We start from the raw sequence: 15,778 nt of genomic DNA on the forward strand, positions 1-15,778 counted from the left end.
ACTATAGCCCCTCCCGTCTACGTAATGCAATAATCGCAATTAATAAAAAGAGTGCTGATATTCCAAGGTTTAAAGAAATGACTGGTAGCGCTGCCCCTACATCATTCGCATAAATAATTTTCATAACAGCTGTATTTGCCCACGTTAATGGTGATAAATTCGTAACGAAATTTTCTTCTACTACGAAATATGCACCACCAAAAATAGAAGCTAATTGCACAACAACCATAATAATTGCCCTAGACGCTTCAGCTGTTTTCGTAATATATCCGATTCCTAAACCGAAGCTAATTGCTAGAAAAACTTGTGTTAATAAAATAAGAAATATGATTCCAAGATGGTCGCCCCAATTCGCTTGAAAAACAAATTTACTAAATAACATGACGAGTAATATGCACAGGGCATTTGCTACTAGGCTACCAAGTACTTTTCCAATGAATATTTCAGCTTTACTTATAGGTGCAGCAATGAGACGATCTCCTGTTTTACGTATTCGTTCTCCTCGAATTAAAGAACTCGCCCCCATCGCAGCATATAGTGCAATCATCGTTGTCATTACAACCGCATAGTAATCCATAGAACCGGGTTTTTTCGCAGCTTGTAAGGATGTTTCTTTTATATAATCATTATGATTTCCGTTTGAAATAACTGTGTTCACCTTAGTAGGATCTACTTTTGCAACTTCGACCGCTACATTGTACTTATCAACAAATGTTGTAAGCATTCCTTCCACAATACTTCCCTCAATACTACTTTTGTCACTTCCATAAAATTTTGCACCATCTTTATTTAACTCTACATAAGCAGCATATTTATTTTGCTTCACTTCTTCTTTCCCATCTATACTGCTGGAAGCTTTTTTAAAATGAATACCTGATTTATCCACTTCTTTCGTAAATGCTTCAAATGATTGAGAAAACGTGCTACTCGCTTCATCTTTATATAGCACTTGTATATCCTTAATCGATTGACTATCGCTATTAAATGCATTACTTAACGCTGTTCCTAACACAAGCATAAGTACAATCGGAAATGCTAACATAAAAACTAAAGTTCTTACGTCTCTGAAATCTCTTTTAATATGCATAATTGCAATATTGAAGATGTTCAATTGATGAACCTCCCTTTACCTTTTCTTCATTTACTTTTTATTTATCTCGTAAGTTTCTTCCCGTCAATGTAAGGAATACTGTTTCTAAGTTGGGAGCCTGCTCCTCTAATGAACGAATTTCAATATCATGATTGATACAGTGTTGAATGATTTTATTTAAATTATTTAATCCCGCATCAGAATTCACTTTAATTACGTTTTCTTCAATTTGAACTGCTTTCACACCGTTGATCTCTTTTAACTTTTCTACATCTAAATTTTCTACTGACTTCACTTCAATCCAAATATCTTTCGTATCAGTAATAATCGCTTTTAACTGTTCTTTCGTTCCTTCTGCAATTACTTTACCGTGATCTACTATTGCTATTTTCGTACAAATCTCTTCTACCTCTTCCATGTAGTGACTCGTATAAATAATTGTACTTCCCATTTCATTCAATTTACGTACTGACTGCAAAATGTAGTTTCTTGACTGCGGATCAATTCCAACTGTCGGCTCATCCATAATAATTAACTTCGGTCTATGAGCAATTGCACAAGCGATATTCAGTCTTCGCTTCATCCCACCAGAAAAGTTCTTCGGATAGCTTTTCTGTTTATCACTAAGTCCTACAAATTGAAGAGCTTCCTCTACCCTAGCTTTTAATTCGGCTCCTCGTAATCCGTACAATCCAGCAAAGAATTTCACATTTTCATAGGCAGTTAACTCTTCATAAATCGCAATATCTTGCGGAACAATGCCGATGTTCATTTTCGCAAATCGATTATGTTTCTTTATATTTTTTCCTAGTATGCTAATTTCACCTTCATTACTTCTTAACAAACCAGCAATCATATTTATCGTTGTACTCTTACCAGCACCATTTGATCCTAAAAAGCCAAATATTTCTCCTTCTTTAATAGATAAAGACATATTATCAACTGCGATGAAATCACCAAATTTTTTCGTTAAATTTTTAATTTCTAATGTATTCATCATTTTCACCCCTATTTCGGTTTCTCTGCTTTTAGTATAAACAAAAAGAATGAACCTGCTCAGTGCAGAAGTTCATTCTTTTCACATGAGAATATTCACTTTTTTCATATGAGATGGTTCATCCTCGTACCATTCTCTTTATATTGGCAACAACATCGTTACTGAAAAACCACTTGTCCCATCTACAATAATTTTTCCGTTTACAGACGCCGTTCGCTCCTCCATCCCCATAATACCGAGACCTTTTTTAACAAGAGCTACCCCGTTTCCGTTATCCTTCACTTGCACCTTAACCATCTTGTTAAGCACATGAATATCTATAGAAATAACTGTCGCATCAGCATATTTCATTGCATTTGTTAGTGCTTCTGTAACATTCTCACCGATAATTTTCCACTGAATGGGAGAAATCATATCTAGGTTCCCTTTGTACACGAAAGGAATATTCACATCATTCTTACCGGCAAATTCCTCTATGAATAATTTCATGCGGTGAATGCCAATTTGCTCAGTTGGTGGCTTCATATTTTTTAATGTAATGCGAATACTTTCAATTCCATCTTTTGAAATATGAATTGCATTTTGTAATAACTCCGCAGATTTTTCTTTATCTATCCCCATTAATCTCTTTGCTGCTTCCATTTGAATTAGTGCACCCGTCATCGAGTGGCCAATTTTATCATGAATTTCTTGTGATAACCGATTTCTCTCTTCTAACTTAAATGTGTATTCAGATTGTCTTATGTACTCTTTATTTTCATGTAAGCTTTTCGTAAGTCGTTGCATATCTTTTCGCATCTTATCATTTTGCGATTCAAGCTTTACTACACGCGATATATATCGATCTGCAATAGTTAAAACGAGTAAAGAAAATGCAGCAATTAATCCATAAGTCATTCGAATACTTTCATCTGCAATCGTAATTGGGAGCATCATAATGACAAAGCGTGGCCAATTCTTTTCTATGTAATAGAATGTAATTTCGTATGAATTCAACGGTAAAAACAACATAAAAAATGGATGAACCCTCCATGTAAATAACATAACTACACCAATTGACATACAGATTAATATTTTTTTATACGTATCTTTTTTAAATATAGAAATCATTACATTTACAGAGAGGTAAATAAGTAAAGTAAATATAACCCACGGTAAATTTGCTACATTTGCGTAAATATAACTAAACACAATATATAAAAAGACAATTAATTTACTTACAGTTAACCAAATTTCCATATCATTAATCTACTTTCCCTGTTAAGTAATAAATCGCAATTTGTGTGCGATGTTCAAGTCCAGTTTTCCCTAAAACTGATGTAATATAATTTGCGATTGTTCCTTCAGATATAAAAAGCTGTTTCGAAATTTCTTTATTTGAGAAACCTTTTGCAATTAATGCGATAATACTAAGCTCCCTTTCTGTGAAAAGGCTCTTATCAATTTTACATTCTTCCCCTTTACTTTCCATTAAATTAGACTTAATTTTATCGAGGACAACATCTTGCATAACAGTTTGACCGTTATATACTCCTTTTATCGCATCACGAATCCGCTCCGGATCGTTATTTTTTAATAAATAACCTTTCGCTCCGTTTTTTACTGCATCCAAAATATATTCATCATCATCAAACGTCGTTAAAATAAGCGGTTTTGTTTTCGTCTCTTCACAAATGAATTTCGTCGCCTCTACCCCGTTCATATTTGGCATACGAACATCTAATAGAGCGATATCAACGTCGTTCTTTTTACAATACTCCACTGCTTCTTTCCCATCATTTACTGTATCTACAACTTCAAACTCTTCATATGTATTTAAAATAATTTTCATGCCTTCTCTAATAAAAGAGTTATCATCTGCTATTAATATTTTAATTTTCATGTTTGTTAGTATGGACCATCCCCTACTAACATTCACATCCTTTCTTCCCGTAACATTTCCTACTTGCTCATTATATACTTCTCTTTACCATTTTTTCACACCTTTTTTCATCTAGCTCTCCTGCAAAAAATATATTATTCTTTTTTTATAAAATGTGTAGGGTGACTTATCATTCTTTACGTCTATATAATAGAATGCGTCAAAAAGGAGGGAGAGACCGATTGAGGAAAAACAATTAATTGAAAAAGCACAGCAAGGAAGCGAGCATGCTTTTCGTATCCTTGTACAAACATATCGTCATTATATTTTTCAAGTTATCTTTTCTATTTTAAGACATGAAGAAGATGCTAAAGATGTTACACAAGAAGTATTCGTAAAAATTCATACCTCTCTCCCAAATTATCAATTTCGCGGATTAAAAACGTGGATGGCACGTATTGCCACCAATCACGCTATTGATTATAAGAGAAAGAAAGCTAGAGAACACGAAGAACTCTCCTTATGTAAAGAAACAGAGGAAAATATAAAATCCTCTCATAACATTGAAGCTTTACTATTGACGAAAGAGCAAAAATTACTTATTGCTCAAAAACTGAAAGAACTTCCGGAAAATTACCGTGACGTTGTTCTCGCGCATTACTTAGAGGAAAAAAGTTATCAAGAAATTGCTTTCCAAGAAAACATCGAAGTGAAAACAGTAGAAATGAAACTGTATCGGGCAAGAAAATGGATAAAAAAACATTGGAAGGAGGAAGAGTTTCTATGATGCATTATTCAAAAGAAGATTGGCGCAATTATACATTAGATTTTATAGAAAACAATGAACGTGAATCTATGGAAGAACACCTTTATGAATGTGATCATTGTTTAGCACTTTATATGGAAAGTATTGATGAACAACATGAAAACCTTCCAATGATAAATGATGATTCATTTACGAACGAAGTTATGACGCAAATTAATTTTGAAACGCTACAACCTAATGAAAATATAAAAACAAACTCACTAAAACGCACAATTATTCACTACATAATTGCGACTGCAGCTACAATTATTTTTATGGTAAGTGGTTTATTCCAATATATTTTTACAGCGACATCAAATTTCGAGAAATCTTCAAAACATAACGAGTCTTCTATCTCACAACAAATTGTAAACAAATCGGTAGATACATCAAAAAAGGACGGAGGTTTAAAGCATGAATAAAAACCCCTTTTTAGCACTTGTATTAGGGCTAATTCCTGGGCTTGGACATTTATACTTAAAAAAGCTAGGACGGTTTATTCTATATAGCGGAGGATCTTTATTTCTATTCTCCTTTGCAGTATTTTGTACCATAGTAGTAAGAGGACGTGATATTGCTTTTCTTTCTCTATTTTTACTAGCTGTTCTATGGGTAATTAACTTACTAGATTTAGTTATCACCATTATAAAACAAACGAAAAAACAAGAAGCTGGAGAATTGATAAATTCTTCTAAAGAGAGCGAACGATTTTATATCATTCTCCTATCCATCATCCCTGGACTTGGCCATTTCCAATTAGGACTTATGCAACGCGGCCTTACGTTTTTAGTCGCTTGCGCTGGCTTAGGCAGCATGATTATATTTGTAACATTATTAACATCTCAAGGAAGTTTCCTTATCTTTCTTATTACGTTACCTGTTTTATGGATTTATAATTTCTTTGACGTTGTTCAGCAACTACAGAAAAAAGAACGCGACGAGCAATTAATTGACCGTACTATTTTCGAAGATTTTGAAGAACATCGAGAGCAAGGAAAGAAAAGTAAAACATTTGCTTCTATTTTAGCGATGTTCCCTGGAGCAGGTCATATGTATTTAGGTTTACAACGCCGTGGTCTTCAACTTATGGCAGCCTTTTTACTATCTATTTATTTACTCGACTTATTAAGACTTTCTGCGTTTTTATTTTTAGTACCAATCATTTGGTTCTATAGCTTTTTTGATGCGTTACAGCAAACAGCAAAATACGGAAAAGAACGAGTACAAGACGAACCCATTATCGATTATTTTATAAATCATCAAAGATGGATTGGTATCGGATTAATTACACTCGGTGGTTATTATTTATTAAATCAAACAGTCCTTCCTATTTTGAATGATTATTTTGTAACTATATTTAATATTCATCTTAGTGAACTATATTATCGCTATTTCCAGACATCTATCGTTGCGCTCCTTTTAATTGGCGGCGGCTTTAAATTGTTACTTGGAAATAAAGAAAACAAAGGTGGGACAAGCGAATGAGGACTTGGCGTGTTGGAACATTCTCAATGGGGCTTTCTATTATATCGTTAGGATGCTTTTTACTATTTTCAGTCGTAAAAGGAATTCAAGTATTAGATACATTAACTGCATGGTGGCCAGTTTTACTTATCATACTTGGAGCTGAAGTTTTACTATACCTTCTATTTTCTAAGAAGGAACAATCATTTATTAAATATGATATTTTTAGTATTTTCTTTATCGGTGTTTTAGGAAGTGTCGGAATTGCTTTTTACTGTTTATTATCAACTGGATTACTAGAAGAAGTTCGTCATTCTATTAACACAACGAGGCAAACGAGTAATATTCCAGACGGACAATTTGATATACCTGAATCTATCAAAAAAATCGTAGTAGATGCGGGACATCAACCTCTAACGATAGAGGGAAATAATACAAATCAAATTCATCTTTTGGGAACTTATGAAATGACGACGAAAGCAAATGAAAAACTCAATTTAAAACGAGATGATTTCCTTTCGGTTCAAACGGCTGGAGAAACGATGTACATCACTTTAAAATCATTACCTGTTCAGCATACGTTATTTAACTCAGCACCACAGGTGAAAACAACGCTTGTTCTTCCGCAAAATAAAAATGTGGAAATTCGCGCTTCAAATAACGAGCTATCTCTTTATCCTGGCCAATTACAAAATAATTGGTTTGTACAAAACAACTCAAGTGTATCTGTTCATTTAGCTAAAGAAAGTGATGTTTCTTTAACAGCAATAACAAATCAAAGAGAAACACACGGAAACACACCTTGGGAGCAAGTAGAAGATTTAACGAAAAAAGAAAATAATTCTTCAGAAGAACATCCAGAATTAAACGAGCAAGAACATTGGTATAAAAATTCGATTAAAACTGGAAATGGGACGTACAAGTTAAATATTGAGAAAGCTTATAATTTGAATATGAGCGTTATCGAAAAATAAGAAAAACCTTCCACAATTGTGGAAGGTTTTTCTTATATAATCGCTTTAATTCCTTCTAAAATTAATCCAATCATAAATCCACACACAGCACCGTTCACACGGATCCACTGCAAATCTTTACCGACATTATTTTCAATCATTTCGATTAATGTTTTATCATCTAACTTATCCAGGTTTTCTTGTACAAGCTTACCGATTTTCGAATGGTTCTTCTCAACAAGATTCACAACTTGTTTTTGTAACCAATCTTCTATTTTTTGAACAGTCATTTCGTCTTCTTTTATTTGATTCATTTGTTTTTGTAAAAATGGAATAACATATTTATCAGCAAATTCTTCATTTCTTACAAAAGTAACTGCTCTTTGTTGCACTTGCTCCAGCATCTCTTTTATTTTGTCAGTAGCATTCCAATTCGCAATCCACTTTTCTTTCCAATTTTCTAATTCCTGTAATAAAGCTTCATTTTCTTTTACATTTATAATTTCTTGACGAATCTTCGCCAATATAAGTTGTCTTGTGCTATTATCCGCCTCTTGTAAGCTGTTAATATTACTAATGATAAACTTCTGCAAAATGCCACCAATTTTATCTTCATCTACAATATTCATAAATGATTTCAAAGTAAACTGCAAGAACCCATCTACTTTTATATTTTCCATTGCCTTCATACCTAAGCTTCCGAGTTGGTAACGAGCTTCATCTTGCGCTGTCCAATCTTTCACTTTTACTAATATGTGATCAAGTGTCTTTTCATCATATTCTTGCACAACTAATTGATCAACAAGCACTTGTAAAATGTTACTTGTATTAATTGTATGTAAATATGTTTTTAATTCTTTTTCAATAATAACAGCTAGCTTTTCTGTATCTATTGTTACAATCGCTTTCTCTGCAATCGTTACAATCCCTTTTTTCACAGCATCAGACTGTATTTCTCTTTCAGCAATTTGCAGCACCATTTGTGCTAACTGCATCTCTTTTACTTTATTCGTAATACTTTCTTTCGTCAGCCATTCATTTTCTAACGTATGAATAAGCCCTTTCGTTACCCGTTTACGATTTTTAGGTAGCAATGCGGTATGCGGAATTGGGATCCCCATCGGATGACGGAACAATGCTGTAACCGCGAACCAATCCGCAAGTCCACCAACCAATCCAGCTTCAAATCCCCCTTGTATAATCTCCCCTGCTACCGTTCCTTGAAAAGGGATAGAAGCCGCAAAACCGACACCCATAACCCCAAGCGAAATACCCGCTATATATTTAGTCTGTAATGACATCGTATACACATCCTCTTATTATGTAAAATAAAGCTTTTTGTTGTATTTATTCAATATTAGTTATCCTTTATATATACTATAAAGAACTATTATGAAAATAACAAAGATTTTTATGTACATGAAAAAAATGAGGCTACAACTAGCCTCATTTTTCTTATATTGTTAATTCTAAACCTTTCTTATAATAATCACTCATTACATCTTGTGGAACCATACTTCCACCCGTTCCCCACACAATATGAGTACCTTTTGTCACCTTCTCTGTTAACTGTTGCTTTTGTAAATACTCATCTTCTTTACATACTTTCACTGGCCCTATCATACCTGCTAGTGCAGAAGGCTCTAAATAAATATTCTCCGTATCAGCCAGTTCTTTTAACAATCTATATAACTCTTCATCGCTTACTGTATAATTTCCACTTAAAAATGGTTCCATCGTTTTCCCAACAAATCCAGACGGTCTTCCTACCGCAAGTCCATCCGCATCTGTTACATTATCAATTCCGATATCTTGAACAGCAATTTTGTCATGAAGGCCTGTCATTAAGCCGAGTAACATACATGGAGAATGTGTTGGCTCTGCAAAGAAACAATGAACGTTGTCTTTATACAATAACTTTAAACCAAATGCTACTCCGCCAGGTCCGCCCCCGACACCACATGGTAAATAAACGAATAGAGGATGTTCTTCATCTACTACAATCTCTAACTTTTCTAATTGCTTTTGTAATCGTGATGCCGCTACTGCGTATCCTAAAAATAAATCATGTGAATTTTCATCATCTACAAAATAACAGCTAGGATCAGCATCAGCTTGCCTTCTTCCTTCTTCTACAGCTTTACTATAATCATCTTCATATTCAATAACATTTACACCTTTACTTCTTAATAAATCTTTTTTCCATTGTTTCGCATCTGCTGACATATGAACAGTGACATTAAAACCTAGTTTTGCACTCATAATCCCAATACTCAATCCTAAATTACCTGTAGAACCTACCGCAATTGAATATTTCGCGAAAAACTCCCTACATGTATCACTATCTAAAATAGAATAATCATCTTCTTCTGTTAACATTCCATGCTGCAATGCTAGTTGTTCAGCATGTTTCAATACTTCATAAATGCCGCCCCTAGCTTTTATTGATCCTGATATCGGAAGATGACTATCACATTTTAATAATAATTCCCCTAAAATAGGTTGCTCGTAATTTTTCTCTAAAGCTTCTTTCATAGAAGGTATTTTCACTAAAGGTGATTCAATTATGCCGTTCGTCTCTTTCGTTTCAGGAAAAACTTTCGCAATATATGGTGCAAAACGCTTTAATCTCTCTTCCGCGTCTTTTACCTTTCCTTCATTCAGTGGCGAGTCTTTTATTGCCGTCTCATACTTTTTCGTATTCGGATTCATCCAAAAGACTTCTTCCGTTGCGATTAGCTTATTTAATAGTGGATATTGTTCTTTTAATTTCTCTATTTCCTTCATTCCTCTTCCTCCTCATCACCTTGTAGCTTGCGATTTAATAAATTATAATTAAATTAATTTTAATATAGTTTAACATAAAAATTAATTTTAGTTTAATTTATTTAAATATAATTTAATAATCATTAAGGAGATTTTCATTATGGAAAATATAGATATTGGTAAAAAGATTGAAAAACAAAGAAAAGAAAAGGGTTTAACTAGTAAAGAACTAGCAAAGATGGCCGATATTACACCATCTATGTTAAGTCAAATTGAGCGCGGGTCTGCTAACCCTTCTATTCAAACATTAAAAGTACTTGCTAAAGCTCTTGATGTTCCAACATTTAGTTTTTTACTGGAAGAAACAAATACAGACGATTTAATTGTACGTTCCCATAAACGAAAGAAAATGATTATCGATAATTTATCATATGAAATGCTTTCACCTGATTTTACTGGAAATTTAGCAACAGCAATTATGACTATCCCGCCTAATACAGCTTCATCAGAAAATGTACTAGAACATAAAGGAGAAGAATTAGCATTTGTCTTAGATGGGAAAATCACATTATATTTAAACGAGGAAGAATACATATTAGAAACTGGCGATAGTGTAAAAATACCTGCTTATTTAAAGCATAAATGGGTGAATCATTTTGAGAAAAATGCGGTAGTTTTATTTTCTGTTACTCCACCGATTTTTTAATATATCAATAAAAACAGGATGATTCTTATAAAATACGGATTATCCTGTTTTTATTAAATAAGAAAGTGAAATTTTTGTTAAAAACTTAACAGTTGGACCCAATCCGAACAATCCTACTAAAAACATATTTACAAGTGAAACTATCCCTCCCCCATTGATGTTAACGTATCATGAGTCAGATTCATCCCACCACTACCAGAGGCATTTGTAATATTTATATGGAAGTTAATTGATTTTTCAGAATTTTGTTGAAAAATATGGTAAAATCATTCTTATACTTCTTCTGTTTTGCTATTATAGAAATAATTAAATTAGGATACTTTTATCGGATGGGAGAATATATAATGAGTGTGTTATTAAAAGAACATGAACAGATTGTCAACGAATTAAACATTTTATATCAAGTAATGGTAGCGGAGCAGTTAATTGAAGCGAAACAATTAAAAGAAAAAATAGAGGAACAGATTAATAAAATTGAAGCTGATCAAAATCTATCGCTTTACTACTCCCTACTAAACTTTAAATATAAGGTCCTAACCGATTGGACAAACATTAAGTATGATACTTTTAGTCAAATTGTGCGTTTAGACAATCCAATAACTGAAGACTTTATTACTTATTATTATCACTTTTTTAAAGCTGAACATGCTACCATTATTGGAAATTATGATGAAGCAAAAAAAGAATACGAAAAAGCTGAATCCCTTTTAAAACATGTACCAGGCGAACTAGAAGAAGCTGAATATAAATATAAATTCGCTATATTTAATCACCATACAAACAAACCACTTACAGCAATCAATTATGCAAATCAAGCTAAAGAGATCTTCTCAAAATATCCACGTTATGAAATTAAAATAGCTCTATGCGAAAATATTTTAGGCTCATGTTCTGTTTATTTAAAACAATTCGAGCAAGCCGAAGAGAACTATAATTCAGCAATCAATATTTTACAAAAACTGAAAGACGACACACTAATCTTAAAAGTTCGAAATAACTTAGGTTGGCTCTACTCTTCTCAAAATCTATCAACCCTTGCTATTAGACATCTTACAATAGTTACAAACAAATTACCTAAACACCTAAAAGCCAATTTTCTACAAGCCAAAGAACATTTTAGTTTAAATGAAAAAGAACTTGCAAACGATTGGGTTCAAAAAGGCTTAGAAATTTGTAATGAATTAAATAATCAAGAATATAAACACCATTTCACTATCTTAAAAACACAACACACTGGTATTCTAGACGACTTAGAAAACGCAATCATTGCAGGCACTACATATTTTAACAGTAAAGAATTATACGATTATGTACAAGAATATTACGAATTATTAGCAGTAGAATTTCATAAAGTGAATAAAATAGAGAAATCTCAAAAATATTTTTTCAAAACTTACGAAGCAAAACAAAAATTATTAACTAAGGAGGCACTAAGATAATGAAAAAGATTAGTTTAGCTATTTTAACCTTTACATGCATACTTGCTTTTGGATTTAATAATTTTACTGAAAGTCAACAAGCAAAACAACTTCCAAAATGGGATACAGATAAACAAGAAACACATGCAGACCTATAGAAACCTAAAAACCCCTAATAAAGGGGTTTTTAGATTTCTACAATATAATGATTTAGCATATGATGAAGAAATACGCTTATAAAAGATAGCCATACACAGATACTCTCTGTACATGGCTATTTTTATTTTTTCGGTATCAACAAAATCCCTAAACTAATAATACAAAAGCTCATTATTTGCTGTATTGATAGACCGAATAAAACTGAATTTTGTTCACTAATGATTGAAATAATGATATGTGAAGACCCCTCAACAATTAGAAAAACACTTATATTCTTTCCATTTCCGAGCCTTTCATTTTTCATCCATAACAAGCCCATTATACAAAGAGCAAGGATGATCTCATATACGAAAATAGGGTGATATAAAAGTTTAGATTCATATATTTTCATTCCCCATGGTAGTGTCGTTTGTGCACCTACTTCATGATGTAATAGAAAATAAAAGATAATACTCACACACAGACCAAAAGGCAATGCATCAAGTAAAATACGAAGCGAAAATTGCTCCTTTTTACTTTTCCAAACAATGTATACACTCGCAATCACGCATCCTACTACAATATGTTGCATACTTCCAACAGCTAATATTGCTTGCACTGGCGCCACAAAAGCCCATACAGGATTTAAAATTGCTGGTGCAAACTTCCATACAAATACGATGATAAGAAAAGCATTTGTTACGGCATCCATCATTTTTTCATATAATACATTTTGATGCCTCATCTTTCGTTTCATCAACATAAATCCAAATAGACTTCCAATTATAAGAGATATGGGTTGTAACCTCACGATCCACTCCATCGTCACGAAATCTCCTTTTAATTCTCAATCAATTTCTTAAATTTCTTTTCTAATTGATCTGGTGGTAATACACCTCGTACATGATCTACTATAATTCCATCTTTATTAACAAAAAATGTCGTCGGTAAAGAGAATACTTTATAATCTAGTCCAGCTACTCCGTCCATATCTAATAGAACAGGAAACTCAAACCCATAGCGATTAGCAAATGCGCTTGCTTCTTGTACTGGGTCACTAACAGTTGCATTCACCGCAAAAATTTAAACATCCTTTTTATATTTATCATACATATGAACTAAGTCAGGTGCCTCCATTTCACACGGCCCACACCATGATGCCCAAAAATTAATAATATACGGTTTTCCCTTTGCATCATTTAACGACTGCAACTTTCCGTCTAATCCTTTTAATGTGATGCCAGGTGCTTTAAAACCTACTTGTGGTAATACTTCTTTCTCTTGTAACTCTGCTTGTTTCGCTCTTCTTTCCTTCTCTTCTTTCTTTGAATTATAAAAATTGATCCCCGCCCAAACGAGTGCCCCTACTAGTATAATAGCAATTAGTTTCTTCACTCTTTTTCCTCCTTATTTTAAAATCCTGTAACTCCACACCAAATAGACGAATAATGAACGCTGTGATTTCCATCATTTGATTTGTATACAATAAAACACCTGTAATATATGATAAATAAGATGTATATAGCGGTAAAAAGCATGATGACATAAATGACAACACCTTAACTCACACTACATAGAGTAGTGTTTATTCTTAAAAAAAGAGGCTATATGCACTCCCCGACAATAAGTACAATCGACACACAGAATAAACCTATTGTTACATATACCGAATTCGTATGTAACGGGATATTAAGCTTCACAACTTCTTCATTTAACACTTGCTCGATTCGTAAATTTATTGCTGTTTTTGCAAATGAAGCTGTAACACATCGATTTTCCATTGTCTTTATTTTAATTAATTTTAATAACGCACTACCTAACTCAAATGAAGACTTCATTTTTTGCATCGCATATTTATCTGCTGCTAACTCTTGATACGTATGATATCGTTGTAACAATCCTTTTAATATCGGAATGTACAACATTCCTTCTGCTAATAACGTAAAACAAAATAATTTTAGCGGATCCCAATTCTTTTGATGATATTCTTCATGGAAAATAATTGCATCAATTTCTTCATCTGAAAACGTCTGAAGCAAACCTTCCGACATGACAACTTTCGGACGGAATAATCCAATTGTAAACGCTGCAACTTCCGCAGTCGGCAGTATATGTATTTGTTTCCCTTTTCTAATGAATGGGATAAGTGCTTTTTGTAATTTTTTACCACGAAAAAATTGCCGCCAAATTCTTTTACACACGGTCAATACAGTAATTAATAATAACCCAGCTATTATAATACGAACCATTGATAGTTCTTTCATATGTTTTTCTAACTGAAACAAGCAAAACTTTGAAAGGAAGAATGCCTTATTTTGAAAAAGAAATGGATATGTAACGTAATACAATAACAAGCTGAAAAAGAGGGTACTAACAATGAGCGCTAACAATACGATTTTACGCATTTGCCATTTCATTTCATCGATCCTCTTTTTTTAACTGATTCAATTTGTCTTCTAATTTTTTTATTAAATTCGGATCAGCCTGCTCTAACTCATCTATCATATGAGTTACAACTAAATCTCCAAATTCCCCCACTAATTCCTGTGTCATTTTCTTCGTTTGATTGGATAAGAATTCTTCTTTCGTTTGTATAGCACGATATATGCCACTTCTTTTTACAGTCTGTTTTTCTAGGTGTAATTTCTCTACTAGCCTGTTCATAACTGTCATAACAGTATTAAAATTCACAGACGATTCTTCACTTAATTTCTGCTGGACTTCTTTAATAGTAATACCTTCAGTAGACCAAATAATCTCCATAATCTTCGCTTCAAGCGGTCCAAAGAAATGATTTAATCCTTGCTCATTTAACCTATAGTTTTGCGTAAACATCGTATGACTCCTTTCACACTACGAATTGTAGTACAAATTAAATGAGAGGTCAAACACGAGTAATATAAACTAAAATTCACTACCTATAAATACGTACCTCATTCTATTCATTATAAGCCTAACTTATCTCCAAATGTATCAAAGAGATACTGCTCTAATATTTGCACACTAAACTTCTCATTACGCCCAAGTGCAAATAATTCCCGATCTTTCGCTACGATAGTATCTAATGGAATAGCTACATTATCCACGATTTTTGTAATTTCAATTATATTACTTTTTACATTTACTTCTGTTTTAAATTCAACGTTTTCTAACACTATATGTGAACGTCTTCCTGATGCAAAAAAAGTAAAATTAGGATTTTTAACAACGCCAATTTCAGTCTCTAACGCATATAAATAGTGAAAAATTACATCTCTGTGTCCATCTTTTATTATTTTTTCATCCTTCTCATCGTCTAAGTATTCTTTCAGCTTCGTTGTAAATTCAAATCGAAAATCCACTTTTTTCACGCTCCCTCTTTGTATTTCATATTAAATAAATATATTGAAATAATTTTACCATATTGTAATACAAGTTCCTATTAAAAGTAAAAACCGTTTTGGAAAATCACTATTATTTCCGATGCCCTTTTAAAATATAAGCATAAATTCAATATGAATTAATGCGTCATTATATCTATTTAAACATATTTTTTCCATATTTTGAAACATTAGTATGAAATATTATATATCAATGAAAG

17 protein-coding genes and 1 pseudogene are annotated in these 15,778 nt (G+C 32.7%); 7 read left to right on the forward strand and 11 right to left on the reverse strand.

Annotated elements, in window-relative coordinates; all coding sequences use genetic code 11:
- Position 1 precedes the first annotated feature (1 nt).
- The 4 genes from RT27_RS18080 to RT27_RS18095 all read right to left on the reverse strand — a co-directional run bounded on the left by RT27_RS18080 (position 2) and on the right by RT27_RS18095 (position 3,969).
- Complete coding sequence (locus RT27_RS18080; RefSeq protein ID WP_043936878.1) at positions 2-1,111, reverse strand: ABC transporter permease; 1,110 nt, start codon at positions 1,109-1,111, stop codon at positions 2-4.
- Positions 1,112-1,148: 37 nt separating this feature from the next.
- Positions 1,149-2,087 (reverse strand): ATP-binding cassette domain-containing protein, encoded by a 939-nt coding sequence (locus RT27_RS18085; RefSeq protein ID WP_001093818.1) that lies wholly within the window; start codon positions 2,085-2,087, stop codon positions 1,149-1,151.
- 138 nt (positions 2,088-2,225) lie between these two features.
- Positions 2,226-3,326 carry a histidine kinase gene (locus RT27_RS18090; RefSeq protein WP_043936880.1) on the reverse strand — a complete coding sequence of 367 codons (1,101 nt, stop codon included), beginning with the start codon at positions 3,324-3,326 and terminating at the stop codon, positions 2,226-2,228.
- Positions 3,327-3,330: 4 nt separating this feature from the next.
- On the reverse strand, positions 3,331-3,969 hold the full coding sequence (locus RT27_RS18095) for a response regulator transcription factor (RefSeq protein WP_029441951.1): 639 nt from the start codon (positions 3,967-3,969) through the stop codon (positions 3,331-3,333).
- Positions 3,970-4,246: 277 nt separating this feature from the next.
- On the opposite strand from RT27_RS18095, the gene RT27_RS18100 reads away from it, so the two are divergent.
- Genes RT27_RS18100 through exsE form a run of 4 tightly spaced genes read left to right on the forward strand, consistent with a single transcriptional unit; the run spans position 4,247 to position 7,191 of the window.
- Positions 4,247-4,735 (forward strand): RNA polymerase sigma factor, encoded by a 489-nt coding sequence (locus RT27_RS18100; RefSeq protein WP_082044832.1) that lies wholly within the window; start codon positions 4,247-4,249, stop codon positions 4,733-4,735.
- On the forward strand, positions 4,732-5,175 hold the full coding sequence (locus RT27_RS18105; RefSeq protein WP_016082116.1) for a hypothetical protein: 444 nt from the start codon (positions 4,732-4,734) through the stop codon (positions 5,173-5,175). Before RT27_RS18100 ends, RT27_RS18105 begins: the two co-directional genes overlap by 4 nt.
- Complete coding sequence (locus RT27_RS18110) at positions 5,168-6,238, forward strand: hypothetical protein (RefSeq protein ID WP_016082117.1); 1,071 nt, start codon at positions 5,168-5,170, stop codon at positions 6,236-6,238. The genes RT27_RS18105 and RT27_RS18110 overlap by 8 nt, the downstream gene beginning before the upstream one ends.
- Entirely contained in the window at positions 6,235-7,191 is a 957-nt protein-coding gene (gene exsE, locus RT27_RS18115; RefSeq protein WP_043936883.1) for an exosporium protein ExsE, read from the forward strand. The genes RT27_RS18110 and exsE overlap by 4 nt, the downstream gene beginning before the upstream one ends.
- Before the next feature lie 32 nt (positions 7,192-7,223).
- Here the strand turns inward: exsE and RT27_RS18120 are convergent, their stop codons facing one another.
- Positions 7,224-8,471: a DUF445 domain-containing protein gene (locus RT27_RS18120; RefSeq protein ID WP_043936884.1), complete on the reverse strand. Its 1,248-nt coding sequence runs from the start codon at positions 8,469-8,471 to the stop codon at positions 7,224-7,226.
- A 154-nt stretch (positions 8,472-8,625) separates the two neighbouring features.
- Positions 8,626-9,957, reverse strand: coding sequence for a D-serine ammonia-lyase (locus RT27_RS18125; RefSeq protein ID WP_043936885.1), 1,332 nt, complete (start codon positions 9,955-9,957; stop codon positions 8,626-8,628).
- Positions 9,958-10,096: 139 nt separating this feature from the next.
- Here RT27_RS18125 and RT27_RS18130 point away from each other — a divergent pair, with 139 nt between their 5' ends.
- The 3 genes from RT27_RS18130 (at position 10,097) to RT27_RS35280 (ending at position 12,218) form a co-directional block, all read left to right on the forward strand.
- On the forward strand, positions 10,097-10,642 hold the full coding sequence (locus RT27_RS18130) for an XRE family transcriptional regulator (RefSeq protein WP_016082121.1): 546 nt from the start codon (positions 10,097-10,099) through the stop codon (positions 10,640-10,642).
- Between the two features lie 344 nt (positions 10,643-10,986).
- The gene (locus RT27_RS18135; RefSeq protein ID WP_043936887.1) at positions 10,987-12,081 is read left to right on the forward strand and encodes a tetratricopeptide repeat protein; all 1,095 of its coding nucleotides are present in this window, start codon (positions 10,987-10,989) and stop codon (positions 12,079-12,081) included.
- Positions 12,081-12,218 (forward strand): hypothetical protein, encoded by a 138-nt coding sequence (locus tag RT27_RS35280; RefSeq protein ID WP_000724012.1) that lies wholly within the window; start codon positions 12,081-12,083, stop codon positions 12,216-12,218. The genes RT27_RS18135 and RT27_RS35280 overlap by 1 nt, the downstream gene beginning before the upstream one ends.
- 122 nt (positions 12,219-12,340) lie before the next feature.
- Here RT27_RS35280 and RT27_RS18140 read toward each other — a convergent pair whose 3' ends face one another.
- From RT27_RS18140 to RT27_RS18160, 5 genes and pseudogenes are all read right to left on the reverse strand, one after another.
- A complete protein-coding gene (locus RT27_RS18140) occupies positions 12,341-13,021 on the reverse strand; it encodes a prolipoprotein diacylglyceryl transferase family protein (protein WP_029441944.1) in 681 nt (226 codons plus the stop codon).
- Between the two features lie 17 nt (positions 13,022-13,038).
- Positions 13,039-13,593: pseudogene (locus RT27_RS18145) on the reverse strand (TlpA disulfide reductase family protein).
- Between the two features lie 209 nt (positions 13,594-13,802).
- A complete protein-coding gene (locus tag RT27_RS18150) occupies positions 13,803-14,615 on the reverse strand; it encodes a M56 family metallopeptidase (protein ID WP_016082126.1) in 813 nt (270 codons plus the stop codon).
- Between the two features lies 1 nt (position 14,616).
- On the reverse strand, positions 14,617-15,033 hold the full coding sequence (locus tag RT27_RS18155; RefSeq protein WP_016082127.1) for a BlaI/MecI/CopY family transcriptional regulator: 417 nt from the start codon (positions 15,031-15,033) through the stop codon (positions 14,617-14,619).
- A gap of 110 nt (positions 15,034-15,143) precedes the next feature.
- Positions 15,144-15,539 carry a DUF3942 family protein gene (locus RT27_RS18160; RefSeq protein ID WP_000347524.1) on the reverse strand — a complete coding sequence of 132 codons (396 nt, stop codon included), beginning with the start codon at positions 15,537-15,539 and terminating at the stop codon, positions 15,144-15,146.
- Between the last annotated feature and the right edge of the window lie 239 nt (positions 15,540-15,778).

Source organism: Bacillus sp. L_1B0_5, assembly GCF_000836715.1.
GTDB lineage: Bacteria > Bacillota > Bacilli > Bacillales > Bacillaceae_G > Bacillus_A > Bacillus_A thuringiensis_S.

Coding starts and splice junctions, on each gene's coding strand:
- RT27_RS18085 (WP_001093818.1), bottom strand. CDS start 2,087: ATGAATACATTAGAAATTAAAAATTTAACGAAAAAATTTGGTGATTTC.
- RT27_RS18090 (WP_043936880.1), bottom strand. CDS start 3,326: ATGGAAATTTGGTTAACTGTAAGTAAATTAATTGTCTTTTTATATATT.
- RT27_RS18095 (WP_029441951.1), bottom strand. CDS start 3,969: ATGAAAATTAAAATATTAATAGCAGATGATAACTCTTTTATTAGAGAA.
- RT27_RS18105 (WP_016082116.1), top strand. CDS start 4,732: ATGATGCATTATTCAAAAGAAGATTGGCGCAATTATACATTAGATTTT.
- RT27_RS18110 (WP_016082117.1), top strand. CDS start 5,168: ATGAATAAAAACCCCTTTTTAGCACTTGTATTAGGGCTAATTCCTGGG.
- exsE (WP_043936883.1), top strand. CDS start 6,235: ATGAGGACTTGGCGTGTTGGAACATTCTCAATGGGGCTTTCTATTATA.
- RT27_RS18120 (WP_043936884.1), bottom strand. CDS start 8,471: ATGTCATTACAGACTAAATATATAGCGGGTATTTCGCTTGGGGTTATG.
- RT27_RS18125 (WP_043936885.1), bottom strand. CDS start 9,957: ATGAAGGAAATAGAGAAATTAAAAGAACAATATCCACTATTAAATAAG.
- RT27_RS18130 (WP_016082121.1), top strand. CDS start 10,097: ATGGAAAATATAGATATTGGTAAAAAGATTGAAAAACAAAGAAAAGAA.
- RT27_RS18135 (WP_043936887.1), top strand. CDS start 10,987: ATGAGTGTGTTATTAAAAGAACATGAACAGATTGTCAACGAATTAAAC.
- RT27_RS35280 (WP_000724012.1), top strand. CDS start 12,081: ATGAAAAAGATTAGTTTAGCTATTTTAACCTTTACATGCATACTTGCT.
- RT27_RS18140 (WP_029441944.1), bottom strand. CDS start 13,021: ATGGAGTGGATCGTGAGGTTACAACCCATATCTCTTATAATTGGAAGT.
- RT27_RS18150 (WP_016082126.1), bottom strand. CDS start 14,615: ATGAAATGGCAAATGCGTAAAATCGTATTGTTAGCGCTCATTGTTAGT.
- RT27_RS18155 (WP_016082127.1), bottom strand. CDS start 15,033: ATGTTTACGCAAAACTATAGGTTAAATGAGCAAGGATTAAATCATTTC.